This window comes from Pseudophaeobacter sp., from assembly GCF_048267565.1.
In the GTDB taxonomy this organism is placed as follows: domain Bacteria; phylum Pseudomonadota; class Alphaproteobacteria; order Rhodobacterales; family Rhodobacteraceae; genus Pseudophaeobacter; species Pseudophaeobacter profundi.
In genome coordinates this window covers 664,981-678,357 of sequence record NZ_JBLWXG010000001.1, presented here as the reverse complement: position 1 = coordinate 678,357, position 13,377 = coordinate 664,981, and the positions used below count along the sequence as shown (strand labels likewise).

The window sequence follows — 13,377 nt, the reverse complement described above, 5'->3', positions numbered from 1 at the left end:
GTGCGTCATGCATCCCTGCGCAGACTTTCAGGGAAACCGATATGCAGTCCAGATGGAATGACACCGAGGCACAACAGTTCATCGATGCCGCCGAGGCACAGGGCCAGCCCGCCGCGCTTGGCTTGCGGGTCTACAGCTCGCGCCTGATTGGCCAGGAGCCAGATCTGGTGCTGCACGGGGGCGGCAATACCTCCGTCAAAATTCCCGACGCCGAAGGCGGGGCGATCATTCATGTGAAAGGCTCCGGCTGGGATCTGGGTGACATCGAGGCACCGGGCTTGCCCGCGATGTGGCTTGCACCGCTGCTGAAGACCCGCGATGTCGCGCATATGTCTGATGAGGACATGGTGGCCTATCTGCGCCGGTATCTGCTGGATCAGGACGCCCCCAACCCATCGATCGAGGCCTTGCTGCATGCTTATATGCCGCATGCGTTTGTGGACCACACCCATGCGACCGCAATCCTTGCCCTGGCGGATCAGCAAGACATGGAAACGGTCGTCGCAGAAATTTACGGCGGTCGCGTTGGGTTTGTGCCCTATGTGATGCCGGGCTATTCGTTGAGCCATGCCTGCAAGGATGCGCTGGCGCGCGACCCCTCGGTTGAGGGATTGTGGCTGGAGCAGCATGGCCTGTTCACCTTTGCCGAGACCGCGCAGGCCAGCTATGAGCTGATGATTGCCTTTGTCACCATGGCCGAGGACTATCTGGCTGAACGCGGCATTCAGGTGCCCGGTCCCGAAGTGACAGACCGTGATGCGCCCAAGGGGTTGGCGGAAACCCTGCGCGGCGCGCTGGCGACGCGGCGCGATTTGGGGGCAGAGCCTGCGATGGATTTTCGCACCGGCCCATCCATCCGCAGCTACCTGTCTCGGGGCAACCTGGCAGAGCTGTCGCGCCGTGGCACCGCAACGCCGGATCACGTTATCCGTATTAAGCCCTTTGGCATGATTGTTGAAGAAGGTGCCGACCTTGCCCAGGTTGACGCGGCGCTGGATGCCTACGCGGAAGAATATGCCGCTTACTTCAATCGCAACGCCCCCAATGCATCCGAGCCGAAAGTCATGCTGGATACTACGCCGCGCGTTGTGTTGGTGCCGGGGCTTGGGATCTTTGGCCTGGGTGCCAACGACAAAGCGGCGCGTATCGCGGGCGATCTGTTTGAGCAGACCGCGCGGATCGTGAATGCTGCGGAAGATTACAAGCGCTTTGCCCCGATCTCCGAGGCGGACCTGTTTGATATGGAGTATTGGTCGTTGGAGCAGGCAAAGCTTCAAAAGTGACTTGGAGCAATGCAGGTGCCGGTGCGAAGGGAACGGTACCTGCTCCGGCCGACCAGTCCTTATGCGGAACTTGCGTGAAGCACCGAAGCTGTCCGACAGAAAGTCCAGCGACCACCGCGCATTTGGGCGCGCCGCCTCCGACATCGGTGTGCGTGTGCCACGGGCCCGCTTGCGGTCACGTCGTCGCTTCACCGAGAGCCCTTCCTCCCGGTAGAGCCGATACAGCTTCTTGGGGTTCATGATCATGCCCTTGCGTTCGAGCATAACGCCGATCCAACGATAGCCGAACCGACGCCGCTTGCCGACAATCTCCTGCATCTCCTTGCGGATATCTGCGCAGTCCGGCGGGCGTTCTCGCCGGACTGTCTTGGGATCGACACCAACCAGCCTGCACGCCCGGCGCTGCGAGATGTCATGATCCCGCATCACCTGGAGCGCCGCATCTCGCCGCTTGATCAATGTCGTCAGTTCTTTCCCAGCAGGTCTTTCAACACGACGTTGTCCAGCATGGTGTCCGCCAGCAGGCGCTTCAGCTTGGCGTTCTCATCTTCCAGCGCCCTTAGCCTGGCCGCCTTGGACACTTCCATACCGCCATACCTGGCCTTGAGCTTGTAGAACGTCGCCGTGCTCAGGCCGTGCCTGCGGCACACCTCCGCAGTCGGCATTCCAGCCTCCTGCTCCTTGATCATCCCGATTATCTGCGCCTCGGTGAAACGGCTCTTTCGCATGTGTCTGCTCCTTCAGAGTTGGCGCAGACTCTACATCACAATGAGGGATTTCGCGGGGGGCAGGTCAACATGAGTAAAATGCTCACCGGGCGTTTGAACAAGGAAGAGGCTTGTGAACTGCGCCCCTGCGCCAATCGAGATCGAAGTCAGATGCCAGCCAGAAAGCTAACAAGTATTGCCTCGGTGTAGTTCCTACATAACAACAACCCCAATCCAAAAACCAACTCCGCGGAAATTCACCATCGCCCCAAACACCGGGGTGCGAATATACCCACGCTGTAGGGCGCCAGAAGGACCCACGAATTCATTTGCAGAGGTCCAGGAGTGTATGGATGGCGAACCTTCGTTTGGGCGCAATAAATGGAGAGATCAACGGCTGCGAGCCGCGGAGTTAATCTTAGCTCTAGAACTTGACGACCACGCGGTAGCTGAGGGCTTCCTTGCGAAGATTTCTGACAGCCGATTGTGTGGAAAAACAATCGGCGGTTCGGTCATTCGCTGCACATGCGCGGATCAAGCCACAGCGTGACGATAGCAGCCATTCATAGGTCGAAAGGCAATACAACTATGCTGCTATGCTGCGGCTCGCACCAAGTGCAGCTATGCGCAGAAAGCGCCCTTTGCAAACTCGGCCGTTTGATGCAACCAGCAGAGGGTTTCTGCTGCGGCGCGGCCCGCCGTTCCGGCCATTCGCTGCGGCTGCGAGGTTTTGGAACCTGTGAGCTCACACAGTGCCGGGCTGCTGCTGTTCGCGTCATCTCTGGTAATGACGCCTCCGCGGTCGAATGCTGCCTGTCCGGAAACCTCAGCGGCTTGACTGGTTACGAGAAAAGCAATAGGAGCGCCCCGAAACAGCAGCTGGGATCCCATGAAACTTATCCGTTAGCAAAGATCGAAGATCGATCATTACCGGCCGTCCGGCAAATGACAGGCCGAACGTTCAACTGCTTCAATCGGAGCGTAAGAGGACACCTCTTGCGGGTAAATTTTTATGGAAAAATATGACAGCGTCCAAGGGCGCATCCACCGGGATGGCTACGCGCTCGGCTACACGATCGAGGGGGAAGGAGAACCACTGCTGATCATTGGCAGCCACGTCTTCTATCCACGCACATTTTCAGCAGGCTTGCGCAGCAAGCGAAAGCTTATCTTCATTGATCACCGCGGCTTCTCTCATGCCGACCGCGGTGTCGAGGCGCGTGACTGCAAACTGGTGACCATTACCGATGATATCTCTGCGATGTGCAGCGCACTTGGCCTTTCACGCCTGGATGTGATGGGGCACTCGGGCCACGGCTACATGGCACTGGAGTTCGCCCGCCGCAGGCCGGATCTTGTCCGGAAAACCGTGGTTGTTGCAACCGGACCAAGCCATTCGTCGGAGCACATGGCATACGTGGAGCGGATCTGGGGTATGCTTGCGGCTCCGGAACGCAAGCACCGTTTGGCACAGGATCTGGAACGGATGGCTGCGAAGATCGATGCCGAACCGGAAAAGAGGTTCATCTGGATGTGCCTGGGGCTGGCCGCCCGCAGCTGGTTTGATCCATGTTTCGATGCTTCCGATCTTTGGCAGGGTGTCCACGTTAATATGCCGATTTTCGACAGTTTGTGGGGGGACGTGTTTCGCGATTTCGATCCAGGCACAGCGTTGCAGGAGATTCAAACCCCGCTTCTGATTTGCATGGGGCGGCATGACCATTTGGTTGCGCCGCTGGAAACCTGGCTCCCCCTTACCCCGGAAAATCGACAGCCGGTCTTTGCTCTTTTTGAGAGGAGCGCGCACACCCCGCAACTGGAAGAAGCAGAGCGGTTTGACGAAACCCTCCTGAACTTCCTAGCCTGACGCATGCCCCGTGTGATTATAGACCGCGCGGGGTATTGCAGGAACTGACCTGATTCACCGGGTCCGCTCCGCTGACCGGTCCCGGCATTAGAACTTACTCTGGCATCCGACACTTCGGACTCAGATCTGCCTTGCGGCACCGCAGCGGGCTGATCACCGGCCTGGTAGGTTGCCGTCGCTGTCGCAGGTAACCCCAGCAGCCCCAAGCGGCCGCATGCCTGGTGACCCGTTTGGCGGGCCTGCACATGCAGGTCGGGCGGTGCGGTCACCAACGACGGTGAAGATATCCGTACAGACCAGCGATCAGCACTCTGCACCGCCTCAAGTCGGCTTCGAGCCCACTTGGGCTGGCTGCAGTCATCTGGGTTTAGTACGAAGTATCCATAGGTTCCCTGAACTAAGCTGAACCGGTCTGTTTTGCATGAATGGCGGAAAACACTAGAATAAGAAGCGGTTTAGCTGCACATGCAGCGGTGCAACGCTGCCGACAGGCCACTCTGCGGACTGCGTCGACTTTGGCGCAGCCACAGCTCTCACCTATCGGGCCATTCACCCAGTTCCGGTTGGCTTGCTATCTGCTGCTCATCAGCGTCTTGATGCCATCGCTGAAGCTCGAGTCATCCTGGCTCTTGCACGCGTCCAACAGGGGCTTGGCATCTGCGCCCAGACGGGAAGCGCAAGCGGTCTCCGGTCTCATTAGCGACGTCCCAGATGACCTTGGCCACCGTTTCGGCTGCCAAGGGGGGGGCCAGTTTATCGAACAGGCGACCGATCGCCTCGACGGTCGGTGCATAGTCAGAATGACCTATGCCTGCTTCGTGCGCGCGGCGAGCTTCAGACCCCTAGCGCAAAAGTTGCCGAGACCGCCTTCGGCGTTGGATCCGCCCGTTAATTTGACTAGTCACCGCGGCAAGACTGCCAACCAGAACCAGTTGAATGAAAGGATGACTGTGGCTCACCGCCTTTTTTCTTTGGCCTTCGCAGCCGCCGGTATTCCGGTTTTCTGGAAGCGAAATGGAACGCAGGAAAGCTCTATTCAGGGGCTGGACCATGGCAGGCTGGTTGGGGTGATATGTTTGGCAGAAAGGCCCGGTGTATATCATGCGCGCGATGTGGAGCGTGATACGATTCCCGCGCGATTGACTATTTGAGGGAAACAGTTCCTCGTATTTTTCGCAATTGGTTCCAATTCGGCCATCCGTTTGCCGGGGCGGATATCACGCGGGCTCTCTGTGTCTGCCAGGGTGGGTGGGGCCTGAAGGTTGCGTAACTGGAAACAACCCTGCGCTGAATGGGTGGCTTTTGTCTCTGTTAGTGGTCGCTATTCGTGCTCTTGCACCGAATTGATGTTGATTTGAGAACAATCGCGACTTTCCGCCTGCTGCTCAATTTTCAGGTCTGGGGCCAGTTTCAGGGCTGTCTGGCAATTTATTAAAATTTCTGACGGTTTTTTCTCTTTGTTGAAATATATTCATCCGCTATTCATTACTCACCCACTGGGGGGTATATTTTCTAGGGTGTTACGAGACCAGATCTGGCGCAGCCTGCTATCAAAGGCGCCGCGTGAACTGCCTTCACGTTTGATCCAATTTCCGTACAACCTGAATCGGCGCACTCTGTCCTGTTGTACGGGATAGAACACGTAACGCGTGGCTAGATAGTGCTGTCTCCTCAACTTCGGGCATGAATTTGGAACTGCGGTTTTGCGGTTGATTTTATTTCGGATTGAACGCTTCGAGCGACGGGGCGCGCTGACTGCGGCGCCACACCGATAAGGAGAACGAGATGGCTGACAATTTTGACAACCCGTATTCGGCCAATCTGGTTGGTCTGTGGGACTTTCGCGACGGGTACACCACCGATGACAGCGGTCTTGGCGATGGGATTGCCCAGGATGGTGTCGGGGTTGGCGGTGCGACCTATGCGGGCGGCTGGATGCTGGGAAATGGCAGTGACAGCCAGTTCAATGTAGCAGGCGACCAGGACGGGCCGTTTGATCTTGCAACCGGTTCCCTGATCACTTCCTTCAAGGCCACTGCGGTGCCGGGAAGCGGTGAGCAAACAGTCGTAAGCCGAGGTCTGTCATCGCAGGATGATGCCGACGGTGAGAGCTTTGTCATTCGGGTGAGCGAAGAGGGTGTTGTCAGCCTGAGCCACGCTGATGATGGCAATACAGTGGATTTTGCAAGCGATCCCGGTTTCTTTGCTGCGGGTGATCTGCTGACCGTTTCCTACGGCTGGAGCCCCGGCGGCGTGACTCTGGTGGTGGAAAACAGCACTCAGGGGACCAGCTTTACCACCGGCGATGATGTGGTTGGAATGACCCTTGATGTGACTGCGGATGGCGAAGATAGCTTTGTCATCGGGGCCGATGGTGACGGTGGCAATGCCTTTGAAGGCAGCATCGACTATGTTGCGGTTCTGGACGATAATGTAGTGCAGCACAATGGCGGTGGGCTCGACGGTATCGTCGAAGGCAGCACTGGAGATGATCTGATTGATACCAGCTATTTGGGGGATCCTGAAGGCGACCGTATCGACAATGGCGATGCGATCAACCCGGCTGACGGACCCGACGATGACCTGGTCAATGCCGGTAGCGGCGATGATACTGTGCTGGCAGGTGCTGGTGATGATACCGTACATGGCGGCAGCGGGGCAGACAGCCTGAGTGGCGGCGCAGGCGATGACCTGCTGCAGGGCGACACGGATGTTCCCGGTGGTGTGGGCGGTGGTGGCACCCGCGAAGTGTTCCAGTGGGATCTTGCGCCTGATCCGGATGGCGGCGACCCGGTTGATCCCGGCGATGACCTGACGGCGGGATTCTCGCAGGATACCGGCTCGGTTACTGTTGATTTTTCGGTTGTCACCAGCACCGGTGCGCCGACCAGTGACTTTACCGATGTGCCGCAGTTTGTTGGCAATATCAACACCGGCGGTGTGGCGGCAGATCCGCAAAGCGGCTTGAATTCGGCAGCCAGTGCTGATGCAAGCAGTGCCGACTATCAGCTGGATTTTTCGGGACCGGTTGGTGATGTCTCTTTCCGTGTCAGCGATATCGATGCTGACAGTGTGGTCAATATTACTGCCTTTGATGCGGCCGGAAACCCGGTGGTGGTGAACCTGGCGGGTGGCCCTGGCCTGACGATGACAGATACCGATGCTGTTCCCGGTTACGACACGGCCGCCGCCAAGGATGACGACACCTTCACCAGTGACGACAATCCCAATACATCTATGTTGGTAACCATTCCCGGACCGGTTACATCGATTGTGATCACCCATAGCCAGGATGGCAACATCTCTAGCAGCGTGGTGGTTAGCGATGTCTTCTTCGACGCCCTTGGAACCCCGCCTTCCGTTGTGCCGGGCGATGACACAATCGATGGTGGCGACGGCGATGATATCATCCTTGGCAATGACGGGGATGACTCGCTGATTGGTGGCGATGGTTCTGACAGTGTTGATGGCGGCGAGGGCGATGATGTCATCGACACCTCTTCGGATGACCTGGCACCTTTGCCGGACCGGGGGTTTGATGGCTATACGGGCACCACGCCAAATATTCCTTTTGTGCCGGCGGATGCTGATCCCTTCAATGATCGCGATACCGTCGATGGCGGTGCCGGCGATGATCTGATCACCACCGGCGATGACAATGACCTGATCGCTGGGGGCGCGGGCTTTGATACCATTGATGGTGGTATCGATGATGATACCATCGATGGCGGGACTGATGATGACGTCATCACTGGCGGTGAAGGATCCGACAGCCTGCTTGGCGGTGCGGGTGATGATACTCTCTATGGTGGGCTTGACCCGGCGTTTCCGGATGCGCTGAACATCATGGATGATGGCGCTGACGGGCGCCCGGTTGATCCTGATCCCACCAATGGCATGGATACCATCGACGGCGGCGCCGGAAATGATGTGATCTATGGCCAGGATGATGACGATCTGATCACCGGCGGCAGCGGCGACGACTTCATTGATGCGGGCATCGATGATGATACGGTTGATGGCGGTGACGGGTCGGACATTGTGCTGGGCGGCCATGGCGATGATCTTCTTGCAGGTGGCGATGGCGTTGATCTGGTGCTGGGTGGCAGCGGTGATGATGATATTTCCGGCAACGCGGGGATTGATATCCTTGGCGGTGGCGAAGGTGACGACACCATTGATGGGGGGGCCGATACAGACCTCATGTTTGGGGGAGAGGGCAGCGATAGCCTGACCGGCGGTGCTGACAGCGATCTGCTGGTTGGTGGCGACGGGGATGACATCCTGCATGGGGATGTGAATGACGGTGACGAAGGCAACAGCGTCGATGGCGCTGCTGATATTCTTCTTGGTGGCAGTGGCGATGACACGATCCTTGGTGGCACCGGCGGCGACCTGATCGACGGTGGCGAAGGCGCTGACCTTTTGGTCGGTGGCGCCGATGAGGATGTCTTTATCGAGGTCGGCCCCGGCGATGTGATCGACGGCAGCGAAACGGGTATCGACAATGATACTGTCGTCATCAACGGGCCTGCGGTGATCAACTACGATCCGGCGAACCCGGAAAATGGCACGATCGATTTCTATGACCTGACAACCCAGACAGTGATCGGTACCGCGACATTCTCGAATATCGAGAACGTGCTATTTGTTGAGGATGTGATTAACCCGACCTCGCCTTTGCCGGCGGCACCTGCTCCGCCTCCTTCTGGGGATGATGTGCCTGCGGCACCCTTGCTTCCCGGAGCGCGCCCGCTACCCGGTGATGGTGTCGTCGAAGGGACTGCGGGGAGCGATGTGATCGACACATCTTACCTTGGCGACCCGGACGGCGACCTGATCGATGCCGGTGATGCTCTGTTGCCCGGTGAAGTCGGCGACGATGATATCGTCCTTGCCGGCGATGGCGGTGATACCGTGATCAGCGGCGCTGGCGATGATGAGGTCTTTGGAGAAGGTGGCGATGACCTTATCGAAGGTGGCAGCGGGGACGATGTGCTGCGCGGTGAAAGCGGTGCGGACACGGTTTACGGTGAAACCGGCGAGGATGAAGTCTCTGGCGGTCTTGGCGATGATCTTCTTGGCGGTGGCGCAGGCGATGACGTCGTTTCCGGCGGTGAAGGCAACGACACGCTGACAGGCGATGACGGCAATGATCTGGTCGCAGGCGGCGCAGGCGACGATAGCTTGTCGGGCGGCGAGGGCAACGATCTGTTGTCCGGTGGTGCGGGTGCAGATACCGTTGGTCTTGATAGCGATAGCGGTCTTGATCTGGCCTTTGGCGGCATCGGTTCAGATAGTTTCACGGGTATGGGCCAAGGCGATACGATCTATGGTGGCGAAGATGCGGATGGCTCTGACATCGACGTGCTGGATCTTACCGGTGCAGCCGAAGCGCAGAACGCCGGTGGCAGCCTGACCGTTGATCTGGATGACACCAACCCGGAAAACGGTGTGGTGACGTTCTTTGATGCCAGCGGTGCCGAAACGGGGACTGCGAACTTCTATGAGATCGAGACAGTCGTAGTGCCCTGTTTCACACCGGGAACCCGTATCGCCACCCCAGAAGGTGAGCGCCGGGTGGAAGATCTGGCTGTTGGGGATCGGGTCATCACCCGCGACAACGGCATTCAGGTCATTCGCTGGCTCGGGACACGCAGTCTGGAAAGTTCCGATCTGAAACAGGCGGAACATCTGCAGCCGATCCTGATCCGTGAAGGCGCCCTGGGTAATGGTCTGCCGGAACGCGACATGATGGTCAGCCCCAATCACCGGGTGCTGGTGGCCAATGACAAGACCGCACTGTATTTCGAAGACCGCGAAGTGCTGGTCGCAGCCAAGCACCTGACCGGGCTGGTGGGCATTGACGCGGTAGAGACCAGTTCGGTGACCTATATCCACTTTATGTTCGATCAGCATGAGGTGGTCCTGTCGGATGGTGCCTGGACCGAGAGCTTCCAGCCGGGGGATCAAACTCTGCGCGGGTTGGATAACACCCAGCGCAACGAAGTCTTTGAGCTGTTCCCAGAACTCAAGTCAGAGCAGGGCCGCGTCGCCTACAGCTCTGCCCGACGGTCGTTGAAACGCCACGAGGCGCGCCTTTTGGTGCACTAAGCGCATCAACGATGTGACAATGATGAAATAGGGGACGGTGCCGCTGGGTGCTGTCCCTTATTATCTTCTGCCAAGCTTTGGATAACGGAAGTCAGATTTCTGGCTGTGCCTGTCGTTGCGCGGCGCGCCACTTCGCCCAGGCCTCAGGGGTATCCAGATCGGTCACCGCGCGCTGGCCGGGCAGGGCGACGTGCTGCACAGTTTCCTGGCGCAGCAGTGCGCGGGCCCCTTGATCGCCGGTGATCTGGCGCAGACCGGCAAAGCTGCGGCGCGGAAATAGCACGGGATGACCGGGGGTGCCGGTGCTCGTGGTGGCGCGCAGCACCGGGCTGTCTGGCCCGTGAAACCGGCGCGCCAGGTTCAGTAGATCCTCGGTCTGTAGATCCGGCATGTCGCAGGGTAAGATCATGACCGCATCGATCGCGTCTGGCAGGGCTGTCACTCCTGCGCGGATCGAGGCGGCCATGCCCTCTGCCGTATCAGGAACCGGAACAATCTGCGCTGCACCGATATGCGCCGCGCGCGGGTGGGTCTTGCTTGGCAGGGTCACATAGCAGGGCAATCCGGTGTTGTCGGTGCGCTGGCAGATCCGCGCCAATAGGGGCTTGCCGTCGATCCGCTGCATCAGCTTGTCCTGCCCCGCCATCCGCGAAGACGCACCGGCTGCAAGCAAAAGAACCGCGATATTATCCATGGTGCCCCCTGGGCTGGTGAATGACCGTGACGTGTTGCGGGGCAGTTTGGGAACATTGCCTGCGAATGACCAGTGGAAATGCCCGGTGTCATCCCCTTGGCAAGGGGATGACATTGCAACGCAGCCGACCGGGTCAGCCGCGCATGCGGGTGCCCTCTGGATCAAACAGCGCCGTGGTGATCAGCCGCGCCTTGTGCATCTGGCCCAGGATTTCGATCTCGACCTCCAGCCCCTCTTGTACATGCTGGGCCGGGACAAACCCCAGGGCGATGGATTTCTGCGCATGATGGGAATAGCCTCCCGAGGTGCAGAACCCCACCACTTCACCGCCCAGTGAGATTGGTTCATAGGCCGTGATATCGGCATCCGTGGCCGCGACCTCAAAGGCGCAGAGCCTACGGGCGGGCCCTGCTTTTCGCTCGGCTTCGACTTTGGCACGGCCGATGAAATCCGCAGTCTTTTTGAACGAGATAAACCGGTCCAGCCCGGTTTCCGCCGCAGTATAGTCTGGCGAGTACTCCCGCATCCAAGAGCCAAAGAACTTGTCCAGCCGCAGCGACATCATGGCCCGCATGCCAAAGGGCCGCATGTCATGGGGTTTGCCAGCCTGCCACAGGCTGGACCAGAGCGCGCGCTGGCTGGGCAGATCACAGTAGATTTCATAGCCCAAATCGCCAGTGTAGCTGATCCGCTGCACCAGGCAGTCGACCATGCCGATGGTCATTTGGCGCAGATCCATGAACCGCATGTCAGAAATGTCAGTCCGGGTGCAGGCTTGCAGCACCGCGCTTGCCTGGGGGCCGGCAATCTGAAACCCGTTGCGACTGTCTGAAACGTTCTGAATATCGACGCCCGCGACCTGATGCTGCAGGAACCAGCGCATGTGATAGGCTTGGGCCCCATAAGATGCCGTGAGCTGAAATTCTTGCTCGCTCAGGCAGGAGATGGTGAAATCGCCGATAAGCCGACCTTGATGCGACAGCATCGGCGTGAGGCTGATACGCCCAGGCTGCGGCACCCGGCCTGCCATGATACGATCCAGCCAGGCCCGCGCCCCGCTGCCGCTGACGCGGTATTTGCCAAAGTTATGCACCTCATTGATGCCAACGCCGCCACGTACCGCCTTGACCTCACGGGCGGTGGCCGCAAAGGCGTTGGAGCGGCGAAACGATGGTGTTTCAAAACGGGGTTCATCGCTATTGGCAAAATAGTTCGCAACTTCTAGCCCGTATTGTTGGCCCCAGACCGCGCCCATCTGATCAAAGATGTCATACATCGGCGTGGTACGAAACGGTCGGGCTGCGGGCAGTTCTTCGTTGGGGTAGGCGATGGAGAAACGCTTTTGATAGTTCTCGATGACCTTGGGCAGGGTATATCCAGGGGTGATCCAGTCACCAAAGCGGGCACAGTCCAGCGCCATGGTGTCGCGTTCTGGCTCTCCGTCAACCATCCATTGCGCCAACATCAGCCCAACGCCGCCGCCCTGGCTGAACCCGGCCATGACGCCACAGGCGGACCAATAGTTGCGCACTCCGGGCACTGGCCCCACCAGCGGGTTGCCGTCGGGTGCAAAGGTGAAGGGGCCGTGAATGACGGATTTTACCCCAGCTTCTGCCAGGGCCGGGAAGCGTTTGTAGGCAAAATCAATCGAGGCTTCGATCTTGTCAAAGTTATCGGCCAGCAGTTCATGGCCAAAATCCCAGGGCGTGCCATCCACCGCCCAGGGTTTGCAGGGCTGTTCATAGAATCCGATGCACAGCCCGCGGCCCTCCTGGCGCAGATAGCTTTCTCCGGCCGGGTCCATCACATGCGGGTGTTCGCCGCCGTTGTCGATGATTTCGGCAATTTGTGGTACCTCGTCGGTGACGATATATTGGTGCTCCATCGGATGCAGCGGAAAGTAGATTCCGGCCATTGCGCCGACCTCGCGTGCCCAAAGCCCGCCGGCATTGACGATATGTTCAGCATGGATTGTGCCCTTGTCGGTCACCACATTCCAGCTGCCATCTGCACGCTGGTTTGTCTCGATGACCTTGCAGTGGGTTTCAATGGTTGCACCGCCCATCCGGGCCGCCTTGGCATAGGCATGGGTGGTGCCCGAGGGATCAAGGTGACCATCAAGTGGGTCATACAGCCCCCCCAGGATGCCATCGATATTGGTGACCGGGGCGATCTTGGCGATTTCTTCGGGGCCGACGATTTCGGTCTGTAGCCCCATGAAGCGGTGTTTGGCGCGCTCTGCCTTGAGCATGTCAAAGCGTTCCTGGCTGTCGGCCAGTGTGACGCCGCCGACATGATGCAGACCGCAGGACATGCCGGTGATCTTTTCCAGCTCGCGGTAGAGCGTGATGGTATATCCCTGCAGCGCCGCCATATTGGTATCGCTGTTCAGGGTGTGAAAGCCCCCCGCCGCGTGCCAGGTCGAGCCAGAGGTCAGTTCGGATCGTTCCAGCAACATGACATCGGACCAGCCCAGTTTGGTCAGGTGATAAAGGACCGAACAGCCGACAACGCCGCCGCCGATCACAGCCACGCGGGTGGTGGTCTTCATGAGGCTTCTCCCTGGTTGTGTCAGATTTATTCTGGACAGTTGTGAACAGTAGTCCAGCAAAAAAGCGACCAGGCATGCTGCTGGTGGGTAAAAACACGCCCGAACATCAAACACTCATGGTGGTGGGCGGGGCGCAGTCTGCCAATGGGGAAGGGAATGCC

General features: G+C 58.8%; 5 protein-coding genes and 1 pseudogene. 3 read left to right on the top strand and 3 right to left on the bottom strand.

What is annotated here, in order from left to right:
- Positions 1-41 precede the first annotated feature (41 nt).
- The gene (locus ACN0VH_RS03150; RefSeq protein WP_417699477.1) at positions 42-1,283 is read left to right on the top strand and encodes a class II aldolase/adducin family protein; all 1,242 of its coding nucleotides are present in this window, start codon (positions 42-44) and stop codon (positions 1,281-1,283) included.
- A 60-nt stretch (positions 1,284-1,343) separates the two neighbouring features.
- Here ACN0VH_RS03150 and ACN0VH_RS03145 read toward each other — a convergent pair.
- Positions 1,344-2,011 (bottom strand): annotated as a pseudogene (locus ACN0VH_RS03145) (transposase); the annotation flags it as partial.
- Positions 2,012-3,002: 991 nt separating this feature from the next.
- Between ACN0VH_RS03145 and ACN0VH_RS03140 the strand changes: the two are divergent.
- Positions 3,003-3,857 (top strand): alpha/beta fold hydrolase, encoded by an 855-nt coding sequence (locus tag ACN0VH_RS03140; protein WP_417699476.1) that lies wholly within the window; start codon positions 3,003-3,005, stop codon positions 3,855-3,857.
- Between the two features lie 1,785 nt (positions 3,858-5,642).
- Positions 5,643-9,971: a Hint domain-containing protein gene (locus ACN0VH_RS03135; RefSeq protein ID WP_417699474.1), complete on the top strand. Its 4,329-nt coding sequence runs from the start codon at positions 5,643-5,645 to the stop codon at positions 9,969-9,971.
- Positions 9,972-10,062: 91 nt separating this feature from the next.
- Here ACN0VH_RS03135 and ACN0VH_RS03130 read toward each other — a convergent pair whose 3' ends face one another.
- Positions 10,063-10,665, bottom strand: coding sequence for a nucleotidyltransferase family protein (locus ACN0VH_RS03130; RefSeq protein WP_417699473.1), 603 nt, complete (start codon positions 10,663-10,665; stop codon positions 10,063-10,065).
- 133 nt (positions 10,666-10,798) lie between these two features.
- The gene (locus ACN0VH_RS03125; RefSeq protein WP_417699472.1) at positions 10,799-13,216 is read right to left on the bottom strand and encodes a GcvT family protein; all 2,418 of its coding nucleotides are present in this window, start codon (positions 13,214-13,216) and stop codon (positions 10,799-10,801) included.
- Positions 13,217-13,377: the final 161 nt, after the last annotated feature.